This window comes from Xenorhabdus thailandensis (genome assembly GCF_037996785.1).
In the GTDB taxonomy this organism is placed as follows: domain Bacteria; phylum Pseudomonadota; class Gammaproteobacteria; order Enterobacterales; family Enterobacteriaceae; genus Xenorhabdus; species Xenorhabdus griffiniae.
The window spans coordinates 69,704-86,007 of the sequence record NZ_JBBMXF010000004.1 but is presented as its reverse complement, the minus strand read 5'-3'; the positions used below and the strand labels follow the sequence as shown (position 1 = coordinate 86,007).

Genomic DNA, 16,304 nt, shown 5'->3' with positions numbered 1-16,304 from the left:
CCATGAAAAGCTAAACCTATTCCGTTTAGCTTTTTATCCCGCATTTTTCCCTCTTTCTTGTTGGCGATTAACAGGTTAGCATACCGACCAATGCCAACTATTGGAGGATGTAATATGGGAAAATTACTGTCATATTTCAGTAAAATATTGGGACTCAATTCCCAACGACATTACCCTTATCCTGCTTTTGACATCAATTTAAATAACAACAAACAGTTACATATTGTTGGCAGCATTCATATGGGTACTAAGAACATGTACCCACTTTCTGAAGTATTGTTGGAACAGCTAGAGCAAGCGGATGCTCTGATTGTCGAGGCAGATATCACGCAGGCCAATTCCCCTTTCAAAGAAACATTTCCTGAACAGACCGAGTTATCACAACGTTTATCTCCCGAACATTTTGCCTGTCTGCAACACTATTGCCGAGAAATTCAACATCCTGTCACGTTGCTGGATCCATTGCCATCGTGGCAAGTCGCATTGATATTACAGGCCGCCCAAGCCCAATATTTGGGGTTACAACCCCAATATGGTATCGATTGCCAATTACTGAACAGTGCACAAGCACTCAATAAACCCATTATCGAGTTGGAAGGCACTGATGCACAAGTTAGCCTTCTCACCAACTTGCCAAACGGTGGGATCTCACTATTGGAAGATACCATCACCCATTGGCATACTAATGCCCGTGCTTTACAGACCATGATTAGCTGGTGGATGAATTACAAACCGGAGAAACAAAATCAGGTAATACCCATGACATTCTGCGAAGAGATTTATCAAACCTTAATGGCTGAACGCAACCGTCAATGGAGTGAACAGTTACATAGCTTACCAGCAGGAAAATATTTGGTTACAGTGGGCGCTTTACACCTTCACGGTGAGAACAACTTACGCCAGATGCTGGCAAAACCGCAAACATAACAACTTCATCTGCTTCATTCTGAAAGTCAACCATTACGGATAAGCAGTGATAAATTGATCTTTATAGGAAAAAATATGACTCCCGCTGTTGTCTTGCTGGAAAAACAAAAAATTAATTTCAAACTTCATCCTTATGACCACGATGTCAATGAACATAATTTTGGTGATGAAGTGGTGAAAAAACTCGGTTTAGATGCCAATCAGGTTTTTAAGACATTGTTGGTTTCATTGAATGGTGATCCTAAACATCTTGCTGTCGCCGTTACGCCTGTCTCTGGGCAACTCGATTTGAAAAAAGTGGCTAAAGTTTTCAAGGCCAAGAAAGCAGATATGGCCGATCCCCAACTGGCACAAAAGGTAACGGGTTATTTAGTGGGTGGCATTAGCCCGTTGGGACAGAAAAAGCGTCTACCTACCGTGATTGACAGTCAGGCGCAAACCTTACCAACCCTATTTATTTCGGGTGGTAAACGTGGTTTAGATATTGAGTTGTCCCCCATAGATTTATGCCAATTACTTCATTGTTCATTTGCTGATATTGCTAAAATTTGAAAATCAATTGCAATTCTCGCTGAATTTTTTCGAGCTGGCTCTGTTTTCTTTAAAACAGAGCCTTGTGATAAACAATAATGCAGATATACTTTCCTCACAACGAAAAAATCACTAATTACCATTTCAATTAACTTAGTTTATTTAAATAAAAGAGGAATAAAATGGCAACTTCATCATTTTTCCGTCCCATCGTTATCACTGATCCAAAAGCAATTAAAATGCTTAGAAAGGCTAATAGGAAGCCAAGGGAAAATAATTTTGAGACAATCGATTTTGAAGCACAGCAAAAAGAGGCTATAGAGATATTAAAACGAAAATTCTCACTCTAAGTAAAATTCTGGCGGCCTTTGGTAGTGACAGAGCAAGAGAATATTTACTCTCATTTTCTTGTCCCCCTAACCATGACGTAGAATCATTTTTACATTTAAAATCAATTAGATTTGAACAAGCTGATGCAACAAGAACCTATTTAATTCTAAATAAAGAAGGATTATTATTGGCTTATTTTTCTTTAACATTTAAGAAGATATCAACAAATAATCTTGCCATTTCGAAGACAAAGATAAAAAAACTTAACGGTATCAGTAAAAATGCAAATTCTCTAAAAGTTTATTTAATTGGTCAAATAGCTAAAAATTTTTCATTACGTAAAAACCCAATAAGCCTTAGAGACATTTTATTTCATATCAATGTCACCATTGAAAAAGATCAAGAATTAATAGGAGGGAGAGTAACTATTTTGGAATGAGAAAACAATTCAAAAATTATCACCTTATATGAAAAAAATGGACTTGAAAAACTACCAACCAAAGGAGAAAGTAATTCATTAATTACCATGCTATTTAATCATTAAATTATTATTCAGTTTCAACCGTTCTTATTTATGCATAACACGCCTTATTGCTAATAAGCAAAAGACCATCTGCAAGAACAGATGGTCTTTTTATGCAAATAACTAATAAAGTAATCTATTGCTCAGGGATTAATTATTGATACGAATTTCACCTTTCGGTTCATAATCAGAGGATTTCAATGGAGAGTGTTTTTCAATATATCCTTTCAATACTTCAGCATCGACAAACCCTGTATCAACATAACCAGGCAAATTATCAATCCGTGGATAACCATCTCCGCCAATCGCGTTAAAGTTCAACGTCGCCATGCGGTAAGTTTTATTTGGATCTAATGGCTTACCACCAATTTTTACCTCACTGATATTCTTACCCTCTTTCACGAAGCTCACATTATAAAACTGACCATAAGCGCCAGAATCCTTTTCCATATTTGCAACAGCCGTCAAATAGGTCAAAACTTCGCTACCTTTGAAGTCCACATAAACCAGTTGGTTAGCAAATGGGTGAACTTTCATGACATCCTTGTAAGTAATATCCCCTGCTTCAATAGAGTCACGGATCCCACCACCGCTCATCACTGCAAAATCAGCGTTTGTCCGTTCCATCTGAGCAGCTAATACAAGGTGTGCCATATTCGTTTGCACGAAACGTACTTTACTGCGATCACCTTCTAATTTGTTATCTACTGAGCCTATTTTCACATTAAGGATCTTGCTGCCCTTATCTTCATAAGGTGTCAACAACTTAAGCATTTCAGGATTTTGCTTAATTTCATGGGTATAGTAAACACGTTCCGTACTGCCATCTTCTTTTGTTACTTTTTTCTTTAGGTTAATCGGGATCAATTGATAATGAACTAACTTGAATTCACCATTACGGAATTGAAAATCAGCCCGACCTACATATTTCCCCCATTCGTGAGCCTGAACAATCCATGTACCATTTTGGCGATCAGGAGAACAAGGTGTACCCGGAACATAATCCACTTGTTTATAGTTTTTATTCTCCGCAGACATACACACCGGATCTTGTGAGTGTCCCCCCACAATCATGTTCAAATAACCCGCAGGCAAACTACGTGCCATTTCAACATCTCCCGGCGCATTCGTACCATGATGACCATCGTCATAGTGCCCCATGTGGGTTGCTGCAATAATCACGTCCGGCTTTTCATTCTTTTTCAGCTCTTCAATAACTTTTTTGGCTTCTTCAGCAGGAACACGGAATTCAACATCCGGAAAATTAGCCGGATTACCGATTTTCGCGGTGTCATCGGTTGTCAGGCCAAGAACCGCTATTTTCACACCTTGCTTATCAAAAATAACATATGGCTTAAACAAGCGCTTGCCTGTACTGGTTTGGTAAATATTGGCAGAGAGAAATGGGAAGTTTGCCCATTTTTGTTGCTGGAACAAGACATTTAAGGGCTTATCAAATTCATGGTTCCCCAATGCCATTGCATCGTATCCCACCAGATTCATGCCCTTAAAATCTGGTTCAGCATCTTGCATATCTGATTCTGGTACGCCGGTGTTAATGTCACCACCTGACAATAGCAATACGCTCCCCCTTTCTTGGCAACCTCCTGACGAATGGAATCTACCACCGTTTTTTGAGCCGCCAAACCATATTCACCATAATCGTTATGCCAGAAATGGCCATGATGGTCGTTAGTATGCAAGATGGTTATGTCATAGGTTTTATCTTTTTCCCAGGCGTTTGCAATTAACGGTGCCAGTGACAGCGAAACTGCAAGGGCGCAAATTGACGCTTTAAACGATAGTTTCATGGGGTATCTCCATGTATTTCAAAATTTTATTAGTTATATGATGGTAGTGGTTCATCCCTTTCAAACCGCGGCTTAAAAGATTTCACCTTTTTGATATTGCGGCCAAATTATATAGGTATAAATAAAAATTTTGTTAATTATCTAAGATGTATTATGGTGTAAAAATTAAACAGAAATTCAACAAACCTAAAAATTTCCCCCTATAAACTTTATTGATAATGACATTGATAAGCGAATAGATATGAGTGAAAAAAGTAAAACAACCTTGTTTCCAACTTCACCAACAAAAAAACATCGCACCGTTTTTTCAATTCTCGGCGCCATCAGCTTATCTCATATGCTGAATGATATGATTCAATCGTTGATTCTGGCGATTTATCCACTGCTGCAATCTGAATTTACTCTCAGTTTTATTCAGGTTGGGATGATAACTCTGGCCTATCAGGTAACAGCATCTCTATTGCAACCCCTTATCGGTTTGTATACCGATAAACATCCGCAACCCTATTCACTGCCTATCGGTATGGGATTCACCCTATCTGGTTTGCTTCTGCTAGCTTATGCTGAAAGTTTTTCAATTATATTAATGGCTGCCGCATTGGTTGGTACGGGATCATCCGTTTTTCATCCCGAATCATCACGAGTCGCACGTATGGCTTCAGGTGGACGTCATGGTCTGGCGCAATCTTTATTTCAAGTAGGGGGAAATTTAGGAAGTTCATTAGGCCCTCTGTTAGCCGCCATTTTTATTGCGCCTTATGGCAAGGGGAACGTCGGTTGGTTTTCCCTGGCAGCACTGTTGGCTATCGTAATCCTCTTGCAAGTCAGCCAATGGTACAAGATGCAGCATCGGGTTATCTCCCCCCTGTCTTCCCGTACTAATGCCCTGCCAAAGCTTCCGAGAAAAACCATTATAAATTCTTTTGCCATTCTTCTGTTACTGGTTTTCTCCAAGTATTTTTACCTAACCAGTATCAGTAGCTACTATACTTTTTACCTGATACAGAAATTTGGCTTATCCGTGCAAAATGCCCAGATCCACCTATTTATCTTTTTATTTGCCGTAGCAGCAGGTACCCTGATTGGCGGGCCGATTGGAGATAAGATAGGTCGGAAATATGTCATTTGGGGTTCAATTCTTGGCGTGGCACCTTTTACCCTGCTGTTACCTTATGCCTCCTTATTCTGGACAAGCATATTGACGGTTATTATTGGTATAATATTGGCCTCTGCGTTCTCTGCTATTTTAGTCTACGCTCAAGAGCTTATTCCCGGCAAAACAGGCATGATTGCCGGTTTGTTCTTTGGCCTGGCCTTTGGTATGGGGGGCATTGGGGCTGCCGTACTTGGCTATGTCGCAGATAAAACCAGTATAGAATTGGTTTACAAAATTTGTGCTTTTCTGCCACTTCTTGGTATTTTTACGCTATTTTTGCCAAACTTAGAAAAAAACACGTGAAAAACACAAGGAATACCCTGGATAAACACCATAATTATTAAAGTATTCTTCTTTGTAAACTAGCGTAAATGATGGCAAAATCTACATAAAATTACATTAAAATAATGTTTATGTAGATCACTCTCTTTTTTGCCACTCAATATATTTTTTTGTAATCTTTAATTATTTATAAAATATATTATTACCTCACCTAACTACACAATTTATATACTCGCTACCCAGAAGGAGCCTTGATGGAGCACTCGACACCTCTTATCACGACCATTGTTGGCGGTTTTGTTCTTGCTTATCTGCTTGGCATGCTTGCACAGCGCCTGAAAATTTCACCTCTGGTAGGATACCTCGTTGCAGGTGTACTAGCGGGTCCCTTCACGCCTGGTTTTGTTGCCGATACATCTTTAGCTCCAGAACTATCAGAAATTGGCGTGATCTTACTGATGTTTGGTGTCGGGCTACATTTTTCACTTAAAGATTTGTTAGCCGTCAAATCAATTGCCATTCCTGGCGCTATCGCCCAAATTGCAGTTGCAACCTTATTAGGTACCGGGTTATCAGTGCTGCTCGGCTGGGGATTACTCAGTGGCATTGTATTTGGTCTTTGTCTGTCTACCGCCAGCACAGTAGTATTGCTCAGGGCATTAGAAGAACGACAGCTCGTTGATAGTCAAAGGGGACAAATTGCCATTGGTTGGCTAATTGTTGAAGATCTGGCCATGGTGCTAACGTTAGTATTACTTCCTGCAGCAGCAGGAATCATGGATAGTCAAAACGCAAATATTAGTCAATTGCTGTTAAAAATCTCCCTCACTGTTGGAAAAGTCGTTGCCTTTATTTTGTTGATGGTTTTCGTCGGACGACGTGTCATTCCCTGGTTACTGGCGAAAACCGCGGGGACAGGCTCCCGTGAACTTTTCACGCTGGCTGTACTTGCCATTGCGTTAGGTGTTGCTTATGGTGCAGTGACACTATTTGATGCTTCATTTGCCCTCGGTGCCTTCTTCGCTGGCATGGTACTAAATGAATCAGAATTGAGTCATCGGGCGGCGCAAGATACTTTACCGCTAAGGGATGCTTTCGCAGTTCTGTTCTTTGTTTCTGTTGGTATGCTGTTTGACCCTATGGTCTTACTCCAACAGCCTCTGGCGATTATAGGAACCCTTGCCATTATTATCATTGGCAAGTCATTAGCTGCTTTGCTACTGGTCAGAATGTTTGGGCACTCACGACGCACAGCCCTCACTATTTCAGCCAGTCTCGCCCAAATTGGTGAATTTGCCTTTATCCTCGCCGGGCTTGGTGTCACGTTGGGATTCCTGGATGGGGAAGCCCGTAACCTTGTACTAGCTGGCGCTATCATTTCAATCATGCTGAATCCTGTGCTATTTAGCTTATTGGATCGCTATTTGGAAAAAACAGAAACCATTGAAGAACAGTTACTCGAGGAAACACTGGAAGAAGAAACCCAGATCCCAGTCAATATTTGTGGTCATGCTATTGTGGTGGGTTATGGCCGAGTGGGGGATCAGCTTTGTCAGCGTTTACAAGAAAAAAATTTTCCTGTTGTGGTCATTGAAGATACACGCGCCCGGTTTGAAGAGTTAGGCGAAATGGGTATCAGTGCCGTGATGGGTAATGCCGTCAATAAAGAGATCATGGCCCTGGCAAGGCTCGATTGCGCTTGTATTTTATTCCTGACAATCCCTAATGGTTATGAAGCCGGTGAGATCGTTGCGAATGCCAGGGAAATTAGGCCAGATATCAAGATCATTGTTCGAGCCCATTATGATGATGAAGTCACTTACATTACAGAGCGTGGCACTAACCACATCATCATTGGTGAACATGAAATAGCACGGGCAATGGCTGATTCACTACCTGAATATGAAGAGGGTTGTCCAATAGAGCCGCCATTATTGCACTCACCTGCGACTTCATCGCCAACATAACTTACGAGTCAGGGAATATCCCCAAATGAGGGATATTCCCATAAAAACCCCATACTACTAGCAGAGTCAGCGTTCCCAGTAAGACTCTTCCAGACTATCTTCTTTCTCCGGCAACCCTCGGGTTAGACGCGGAGAATGCTGACTCAATACCTGATAACTCACTCTATTAGCGTACTTACATACCTGAGCCAAAGAAGAATAGGTCAAATAAGAGCGCGTATGTTTGCTGGAGTTAGGTACATTCATGCGATGATAACTGTTGGCTGTGATATCATGCAGCAATGCAGATAACGCACCATCCCCAGCACCATTAGTATTCATGATTTTTTCAGGCCCTCCCATATAGGGTTCAATATGGGAATAAACCCGCATTGGGTTTTGGCAATCCACCTTACGCATCGCCCGGCTGAATTCATAACGGTTAAATTCTGCAATTGCACCAGGCAGCAAAGGATGCAATGTTTGGCGCTTTTGTTCTTCCTCAGTGTAACCTGCCATATATAATCCAGCAGGCCCTGCTGTACATAACACCAAATCCACCCAATTTAGCGCCATGTCAGCCGCTAATAAAGGATCACTGAAACCGGTTAATTCACAAGCTTCATCTTCATTCATTGCAACAACAGAAACATTTTCAGCCAGAAAATCGCGCCACCATTGTGGATCATCCGCAATGACGTATTTTGTTCCTAATGTTAATACAACAGGTACGTTATGCTTCTTCGCATATTCAATGGCTTTCATTGTTGCTTCTGGCATTGGCTCACCCGGTTTACAACGCACCAAATAAGCGGTGATCACCAATGCTGACGCTTCCGCAATAATATGTTCAGGGATGCTTTCTGGACGAAGCTGATTCATTAACCCCGGGCTGATCGCAAATGTTCTTTCACCATTTTCCGTCACTAAAGTAAAACAACGGCCAATTGGGCCATCAACGCCCTGAAGATGATTGAGATCCATACGACTGGATGTATTGCAGAGATAACAATATGCATAACTTCCTATTTGGATGTTATTACACATTGCGCCAAGCAGGACGGATTTATCATCAGCCAGCACAGAATAGTTATGCAAAGTATTGCCGATAGTGCCACCCGCAAATTCATGGCTGATAAGATTCTTTTCTGTCAGTTCCTTGTAAAGCGCCTCGGCTACATCATCTTCAATGACTAACGAATGTCCCTGGCTTAGGTTATAACGCTGAATAAAATCCTCATCAACTTTGGCTTCAATATCAACTAGTGTCTGGTCAATGCCAACAATGTAGGCTTGATTATTTTCAGTATCCATCATCTCTTTGATGGGTTGGAGCAGAGGATCTCTTAAACTGACAGGAAAATAGTGTTTAGATTTACGTTTACCAGGGAATTTCATAATTAATTGTTGCGGTAGAGCCAAAATATGCGGCATGTTAGCATAATATAATGTGCCACAATACCGGAGAGAAACAAAAATATGGAGATAAAAATGAAGACAGCCAATGCTATTACAGTATTGGCTGTCAAAATATCAACTATCAAAACATATTATCTATAACATATTTGAATTATAAACAATATTAGGCCTCTTGTTTTTGGCGACTACGTACCATGTGGCGCAACAGAACATACATGATGGATAAAATAAATCCGATAAAACCTGCTCCAATCAAAATCAGCAAACGCTTAGGTGAATCTTTTGATGTTGGTTCATAAGGTTCCTGCATGTACTTGAATGGTACAAAATCAACTGTACTCACATTCACGTTTTCCAGATTTTTAATATACAACTGGCGGTTACGCAGATCCGCATCAATTTTTGTTGGATCGATAACTTCTTCAGTAATCTGTAATTTACGTTGCAGTGCATCGGAACCCAACGCAATCGAATAATCTGGGTCATCCTTGATCATAGCTCCGCCATTTGATACTGGCTTTTTAATCCCGGCAGAATCCGCAAGAGAAATCGCATACTTCAGTCGCTCAATATCCACACTGCGCATATTGCCGATACGCTCCAAATCGAGAGAATAAAGCTTTTGGGAGTAATCCAATTTCTGATTCACCATATCACTCAGTTCCTCTTTCACTTGATCACGAACCACCGAAGAGACGAATTTGATATAGCCACTTAATAAATTGTAAGCATTTTCTGCATTGTCAGCACTGAAAGAAAGTTTAACCTCATTAAAAATGTCATCATCTTTCTCTTTTTTCTCGTTATGAGGTAAAGATATGGTAATATTTTTATTAACAATTTTCTCGATCAGCTTTCTTTTTTCCTGAACCGAACCACTATGATTCTGAGCTAACAAGGTCTTAAAGTAATCGGTGCTAACCAAATATTTTTCACGCAATACACGTGAATTATAGTTTTCAATAAACCGCTTATACAGCGATTCTTCTGTCACTTTGGGATCTATATTAAGAACATGCAAATCCGTTAACGCATTTTTCAGTGGCTGGAACTCTTCTAAATCCGGTTTTACTACAGCGGCTGTACTAGTCCATTTTTGCGGTAAAAATGATGCAATACTGAAACCAATAATTGCAAAAACGAAAGATACTGCAATGATCAAATATTTTGATTGGAAGAGAACAGAAAATAGTTCAAACAAATCAATTTCATCCTCCCGCGCTGGAGGATAATAGTTTGTATGCTCTTCGTAAAAATCGGGGTGCTTAATAGGTTTATTACTCATTATCTATAATCCAAATAATTTCTCTTTCCATTGATATGCAAGCATTTTCTCTCGCTTATCGAATTTACTGGTTAAAAACCATATTCCTTAAAATCATACGATGATCAATGTCTGCCATTCACCATACGTGATAATGTTATACAATCAGTAATTGCAAATTATTTCATGAAATTGTTTACTAACTGTTCAAGCAAAGAAATGTGGGCATCATTATCATTAAGTGCAGAGATATATTCAAACTTTTTCCCACCAGCCTCTAAAAAAGTAAGTTTATTCTGTTGGTTAATCTCTTCCAACGTTTCCAAACAATCTGCTGCAAATCCTGGACACACCACTTGAATATGTTCCACACCTTGGCTCGGTAATGAAGCTATGGTCTTATCTGTATAAGGAGATAGCCACGGCAAATAACCAAAACGCGACTGATATGTCATCATAATTTTATCTGCTGGATAATCTAGTACCTGATTCAACAGTTCAGTCGTTGCCTTACAATCCTGTGGATAAATATCCCCCATCTTTGCTAGACGTTCAGGAATACCGTGATAGGAAATAATTAACCGATCAGGCTGTCCATGCTTTTCAAAGCTCTGCTCGATAGTTTCCTTTAGTGCTGCAATATAGGCAGGGTGCGTAGCATAACTACGGACAAAATGCAGGGTAGGAATTGTCCGATATTCCCGTAATATTTTACTGATCCCGTCAAAAACCGCTGCCGAAGTTGTACTGGAGTATTGGGGGTAAAGCGGCAGTACAATGAGAGCCTCAATGTCCTGCTGCAACAAACTCTCTACAGCCTGAGACAAAGAAGGAGAGCCGTAAGTCATCCCCAAAGCAATAGGAATATCCACCAACCTCTCACCCAACAATTTTTGTTGGCGACGACTATAAACTAATAAAGGAGAGCCTTCTTCCATCCAAATTTCTCGGTAAAGCTTAGCAATTTGAGAGGCTCGGAAAGGGAGAACGAAAGCATTTAAGATAGGTTTCCAAATCAATGGAGAAATATCAACTACTCTTCTATCACTCAAAAATTTTGCCAGATAACATCTTATTGCTGCTGGTGTTGGCGCATCAGGTGTACCAAGGTTCACTAATAGGACACCATACCTCTTGCTACTCATTCCTCAGAGCTCCATTAAAATGACTGACGATATAGTATAAAGCATGAAAGATAGTTACATGTAACATTTCATGGAGTAAATTTCTCTAAGGTAACGTAATATATAAAAAAACCAGGCGGTATGAAGGCCGCCTGCTATAATAACTTAAGAGATATCCCCTCTCTTACAAGCAAAAGCCAGAAGTCTCCTCTTGGAGATATCCCTTAAAGGTACACACTAAATCATTAACCCAGAATGTTAGCCAGCTCTGCGCTCACTTCCACTACTTGACGAGTACCATCAAGTTTAAAGTATTTTGTGTTACCGGCCTGTGCTTCTTGCTGATAGTAAGAAACTAAAGGTGCAGTTTGTGCGTGGTACTCAACCAGACGTTTACGGACCGTATCTTCCTGATCATCTTTACGAATAGTCAGCTCTTCACCTGTAACATCATCTCTATTTTCCACTTTTGGTGGATTGAATTTGATGTGGTAAACACGGCCTGACGGCGCATGCACACGACGACCAATAATACGTTCAACGATGATTTCATCAGGAACGTCAAATTCCAACACATAGTCAACCTCGATACCAGCGTCTTTCATGGCATCTGCCTGAGGAATAGTGCGTGGGAACCCATCCAACAAGAAGCCATTATGACAGTCATCTTGTTTGATGCGCTCTTTAACTAAAGCAATGACCAGTTCATCAGTGACTAGCTTGCCATTATCCATCAACTCTTTTGCTTGCAAACCCAACTCGGTACCCGCTTTTACTGCAGCACGCAGCATATCACCTGTAGAAATTTGGGGTATCCCATATTTCTCCATAATAAATTGTGCCTGAGTCCCTTTACCAGCGCCTGGTGCGCCCAGTAGAATAATACGCATTGCGTAAATCCCCTTGCTATTTACTTTTCATATTTTAAAGAAAACGTACTACCATACCATTTGAATGGGGAATGGCTCAAGAAAACAGGTAAACGTTTCCGCACTAACTAAAAAAATAAACCACGCCTCATTTTTCGTTGAAGCGTGGTTTTTATAATTATCTCAATAAGTTTAAGCTTTTTCAGCTAATAATAATTGATTCATACGACGAATAAACTGATTTGGATCATCCAATGTGCCACGTTCAGCAAATAACGCTTGATCCAACAGCAACTCTACCCAATCAGCAAATTGAGCATCATCATCAATATCAGCCGCTTTTTTAACCAGAAGGTGTTCTGGATTCAGCTCAAAGTTATAACTGACTTCTGGCACAGACTGACCCGCTGCCGCAAATAGCTTCGCCATTTGGGTGCTCATCGCATTAGCATCAGTTGTTACAATAGCTGGAGTATCGGTCAGACGATGAGTTAGCTTCACTTCTTTCACGCGTTCACCTAGCAGAGTTTTCACGCGCTCAACAAATGGCTCCAGTTTTTTGTCTGCTTCTTCTTGTTCAGCCTTGTTTTCATCAGCCAGTTTATCGAGGGATTCATCCGCTTTGCTGACTGATTGGAGTGACTTACCATCAAATTCAGTCAGGTAGCTCATCATCCATTCATCAATGCGGTCAGACAGTAACAGAACCTCAATGCCTTTCTTACGGAACAGCTCCAAGTGTGGGCTATTCTTCGCTGCAGCATAACTATCCGCAGTAATGTAATAAATCTTCTCCTGCCCTTCTGCCATACGGCCAACGTAATCTTCCAGAGAAACAGTTTGAGCGGAGCTATCATTATGAGTCGTAGCAAAGCGCAATAACTTAGCAATAGCTTCTTTGTTTGCGCCATCTTCGGCTGGACCTTCTTTCATCACTAGGCCGAACTGCTGCCAGAAGGTCTGATATTTTTCTGCATCGTCTTTTGCCAGCTTATCCAACATTTGCAATACACGTTTAGTCAGCGCGCTGCGCAAGTTACGTGTGATTGAACTATCTTGCAAAATTTCACGGGAAACGTTCAATGGCAGGTCGTTGGAATCAATCAGACCACGGACAAAACGCAAGTAATTTGGCATGAATTGTTCAGCTTCATCCATGATGAATACACGCTGTACGTATAGTTTCAGGCCATGTTTATGTTCGCGGTTCCACATATCCCACGGTGCCTGGGAAGGGATATATAGCAAGCTGGTGTATTCCTGCTTACCTTCAACGCGGTTATGACTCCAAATCAGAGAGTCAGTAAAGTCATGGGAGATGTGCTTATAAAACTCTTGGTACTCTTCATCACTGATTTCAGCTTTATTACGAGTCCACAACGCTTGGGCTTTGTTGATTTTTTCCCATGTAACGGTAACTGAATCGTCTTCTTCGTTTTTAGTTTGGGTTTCGATTTCAACTGGCAAGGCAATATGATCAGAATACTTGCCAATGATAGAACGCAGACGCCAATCATTGAGGAACTCGCTTTCCCCATCTCGCAGATGTAAGGTAATTTCTGTACCACGATCTACTTTTTCAATATCAGCAACGGTGTAGTCACCTTCTCCCGTTGATTCCCAGAACACACCTTGTTCAGCAGGTGCCCCTGCTGCACGGGTACGTACGGTGACTTTGTCAGCGACGATAAAAGCAGAGTAGAAGCCTACACCGAATTGGCCAATTAATTGGCTGTCTTTTGCTTGATCAGAACCAATGGATTCAAGAAATGCTTTAGTACCAGATTTTGCAATCGTTCCGAGATTATCGATCACTTCATCACGGGACATACCGATACCATTATCACTGATGGTGATAGTTTTCTGTTCCTTATCAAGAGCCAGACGAACACGCAATTCGCCATCATTTTCATACAGCTCAGGGGCAGACAATGCACGGAAGCGCAATTTGTCAGCCGCATCAGATGCGTTTGAAATCAGTTCACGGAGAAAAATTTCTTTATTGGAATAGAGAGAATGGATCATCAACTGTAGCAGTTGTTTAACTTCAGACTGAAATCCACGGGTTTCCTGATCTTTCATGCTCATTTATTACCTCAATCTAAATCCAGTTCAGATATGTAAAATCGGACGATGGTAATCAAATGGGGATAGATACGGAAAGTTTCAAGTTAAGACAGCAATAAGAATATAAAATTAGGGCGTGTTGACGTTTTGAAAGGGGAATTTGAACAGCATGATGATCTGGTATCATTGTCTTCGCGAAAAAACCATTACTCCAGCTCATCATGCCAAGAACAATGTTATCAAAATCTTTATGGAATACGCTAGCTGTATTGATGCAACAACATGGATGCATTTACTACAAAGAAGAACATTACCTAACTTTCGAAGGGATACTTTATCGAATGAGAACGGGATGTCCGTGGCGGGATTTACCCGAGGAATTCGGAAAATGGAATACCCTTTTTAAGCGTTTCAATGCCTGGTCAAAAAAAGGGGTTTTTGCGCTATTATTCAAATTATTATCTGAGAATACGGATACCGAGTGGTTATTCATTGATGGCAGTATTGTGCGTGCTCATCAACACAGTTCAGGAGCCGTATCACCGGAAGATGAAGCCATTGGCAAGAGTCGGGGTGGGCGTTCTACAAAAATTCATTTGGCTGTAGACAGTTACGGGCTGCCCGTGCATTTTGAGCTGTCAGGGGGCCAAACACATGACATTGTCCATGCGGAAAGTTTAGTTGCACATTCACCCACATCCGATTTTGTGATTGCGGATAAAGGTTACGAGAGTAACGTGTTCAGAAGATTCGTTGAAAAACGAGGTTCGAAAACAGTGATTCCTTATCGAAAAAACAGCCGAAAATCAGATAAGAATATTGATGATGTTTTATACCGTTATCGGCATTTGGTCGAAAATGCGTTTGCCAGAATAAAACATTTTCGAGCTATTGCGACAAGATACGATAAATTAGCCCGAAATTATGCCAGCATGTTGGCGCTGGCATTTGTCATGATATGGCTACCCATGTGGGTTGAGTAAATGGTGAACTCAAAACGTCAACAGCCCCTAGTTTAATAAGCGGGTAAGTCAACTATGGATGGCGGCATAATCAGCAGCACCATCCATAAAATCACCCATTAGTCGGGAACAAAATCACAAGTTCGTGATTTTTTGCCGGCCAGCCAACGAATGAGACAGTGTCGTACCATCCACCATTTCAAGCTCTCCGCCCACAGGAACACCATGAGCAATTCGGCTGGCTGTCACACCATATTGAGAACATATTTCTGCAATATAGTTTGCCGTTGCCTCTCCTTCGACAGTTGGATTAGTTGCCAGAATGATTTCTGACAAGGTTTCAGAAGATAAACGTTCTTCTAAACGATCTAAACCAATATCCATTGGCCCGATACCATCCAGTGGCGATAAATGCCCCATCAAGACAAAATAACGGCCCGCAAACTGACCGGTTTGTTCGACAGCATGAATATCTGCGGGGCTTTCCACTACACAAATCTGGCCATTCTGCTGACGACGCGGATTGGCGCAAATCGTGCATTGTTCCTGTTCCGTGAATGTCCGGCAGTCCTGACAATGACCAATTTCAGACATCGCTCGTGTCAGTGCCTGGGCCAATCGCATTCCACCACTGCGATCTCTCTGCAATAGATGAAATGCCATCCGCTGTGCAGATTTTGGGCCTACGCCGGGCAAACAGCGCAGGGCTTCCATCAGAGATTCAAGAAGAGGACTGGTTTGCATTAGAATGGCATCTTAAACCCAGGTGGTAACTGCATTCCACTGGAAACACTGGCCATTTTTTCTTTCTGGGTTTCTTCAATACGACGAGCTGCATCATTGAATGCCGCTGCAATCAGATCTTCCAACATGTCTTTGTCATCGTCTATTAAACTTGGATCGATTTCAACCCGGCGGCAGTTATGTGCACCATTAATAGTGATTTTTACCAAGCCTGCGCCAGATTCGCCTGTCACTTCCAGATTTGCAATTTCTTCCTGCATTTTCTGCATTTTTTCTTGCATCTGCTGGGCCTGTTTCATCAAATTGCCCAAACCACCTTTACCAAACATAATTTTCTCTCTTCGCTATC

General features: G+C 41.2%; 14 protein-coding genes and 1 pseudogene. 7 read left to right on the top strand and 8 right to left on the bottom strand.

Annotation, left to right across the window (positions count from 1 at the left end; genetic code table 11):
- Positions 1 to 114: 114 nt before the first annotated feature.
- From AAC853_RS01405 to AAC853_RS01390, 4 genes are all read left to right on the top strand, one after another.
- Positions 115 to 927, top strand: coding sequence for a TraB/GumN family protein (locus AAC853_RS01405; RefSeq protein ID WP_340613468.1), 813 nt, complete (start codon positions 115 to 117; stop codon positions 925 to 927).
- Between the two features lie 75 nt (positions 928 to 1,002).
- Positions 1,003 to 1,479: a Cys-tRNA(Pro)/Cys-tRNA(Cys) deacylase YbaK gene (gene ybaK / locus AAC853_RS01400; RefSeq protein WP_189759633.1), complete on the top strand. Its 477-nt coding sequence runs from the start codon at positions 1,003 to 1,005 to the stop codon at positions 1,477 to 1,479.
- Positions 1,480 to 1,640: 161 nt separating this feature from the next.
- Positions 1,641 to 1,808, top strand: coding sequence for a hypothetical protein (locus AAC853_RS01395; protein ID WP_189760477.1), 168 nt, complete (start codon positions 1,641 to 1,643; stop codon positions 1,806 to 1,808).
- Positions 1,809 to 1,975: 167 nt separating this feature from the next.
- A complete protein-coding gene (locus tag AAC853_RS01390; RefSeq protein ID WP_340613467.1) occupies positions 1,976 to 2,227 on the top strand; it encodes a hypothetical protein in 252 nt (83 codons plus the stop codon).
- Positions 2,228 to 2,461: 234 nt separating this feature from the next.
- Here AAC853_RS01390 and ushA read toward each other — a convergent pair.
- Positions 2,462 to 4,122: pseudogene (ushA, locus tag AAC853_RS01385) on the bottom strand (bifunctional UDP-sugar hydrolase/5'-nucleotidase UshA).
- Between the two features lie 241 nt (positions 4,123 to 4,363).
- On the opposite strand from ushA, the gene AAC853_RS01380 reads away from it, so the two are divergent.
- Both AAC853_RS01380 and ybaL read left to right on the top strand, forming a co-directional pair.
- A complete protein-coding gene (locus AAC853_RS01380) occupies positions 4,364 to 5,581 on the top strand; it encodes an MFS transporter (RefSeq protein ID WP_338883199.1) in 1,218 nt (405 codons plus the stop codon).
- Between the two features lie 233 nt (positions 5,582 to 5,814).
- Positions 5,815 to 7,527: a YbaL family putative K(+) efflux transporter gene (gene ybaL / locus AAC853_RS01375; protein ID WP_340613466.1), complete on the top strand. Its 1,713-nt coding sequence runs from the start codon at positions 5,815 to 5,817 to the stop codon at positions 7,525 to 7,527.
- Between the two features lie 66 nt (positions 7,528 to 7,593).
- Here ybaL and AAC853_RS01370 read toward each other — a convergent pair whose 3' ends face one another.
- From AAC853_RS01370 to htpG, 5 genes are all read right to left on the bottom strand, one after another.
- A complete protein-coding gene (locus tag AAC853_RS01370) occupies positions 7,594 to 8,904 on the bottom strand; it encodes an inosine/guanosine kinase (protein WP_340613465.1) in 1,311 nt (436 codons plus the stop codon).
- Between the two features lie 184 nt (positions 8,905 to 9,088).
- Entirely contained in the window at positions 9,089 to 10,210 is a 1,122-nt protein-coding gene (gene wzz(fepE) / locus AAC853_RS01365) for an LPS O-antigen length regulator Wzz(fepE) (RefSeq protein ID WP_340613464.1), read from the bottom strand.
- A 158-nt stretch (positions 10,211 to 10,368) separates the two neighbouring features.
- Positions 10,369 to 11,334, bottom strand: coding sequence for a ferrochelatase (gene hemH, locus AAC853_RS01360; RefSeq protein WP_340613463.1), 966 nt, complete (start codon positions 11,332 to 11,334; stop codon positions 10,369 to 10,371).
- Between the two features lie 224 nt (positions 11,335 to 11,558).
- The gene (adk, locus tag AAC853_RS01355; RefSeq protein WP_338883207.1) at positions 11,559 to 12,203 is read right to left on the bottom strand and encodes an adenylate kinase; all 645 of its coding nucleotides are present in this window, start codon (positions 12,201 to 12,203) and stop codon (positions 11,559 to 11,561) included.
- Positions 12,204 to 12,374: 171 nt separating this feature from the next.
- Positions 12,375 to 14,264: a molecular chaperone HtpG gene (gene htpG, locus AAC853_RS01350; protein ID WP_340613553.1), complete on the bottom strand. Its 1,890-nt coding sequence runs from the start codon at positions 14,262 to 14,264 to the stop codon at positions 12,375 to 12,377.
- Between the two features lie 206 nt (positions 14,265 to 14,470).
- On the opposite strand from htpG, the gene AAC853_RS01345 reads away from it, so the two are divergent.
- Positions 14,471 to 15,232: an IS5 family transposase gene (locus AAC853_RS01345; RefSeq protein WP_340613462.1), complete on the top strand. Its 762-nt coding sequence runs from the start codon at positions 14,471 to 14,473 to the stop codon at positions 15,230 to 15,232.
- A gap of 114 nt (positions 15,233 to 15,346) precedes the next feature.
- Here AAC853_RS01345 and recR read toward each other — a convergent pair whose 3' ends face one another.
- Together recR and AAC853_RS01335 are read right to left on the bottom strand one after the other, a co-directional pair.
- The gene (gene recR, locus AAC853_RS01340) at positions 15,347 to 15,955 is read right to left on the bottom strand and encodes a recombination mediator RecR (RefSeq protein WP_338883208.1); all 609 of its coding nucleotides are present in this window, start codon (positions 15,953 to 15,955) and stop codon (positions 15,347 to 15,349) included.
- Positions 15,955 to 16,284 (bottom strand): YbaB/EbfC family nucleoid-associated protein, encoded by a 330-nt coding sequence (locus tag AAC853_RS01335; protein WP_340613461.1) that lies wholly within the window; start codon positions 16,282 to 16,284, stop codon positions 15,955 to 15,957. Before AAC853_RS01335 ends, recR begins: the two co-directional genes overlap by 1 nt.
- Between the last annotated feature and the right edge of the window lie 20 nt (positions 16,285 to 16,304).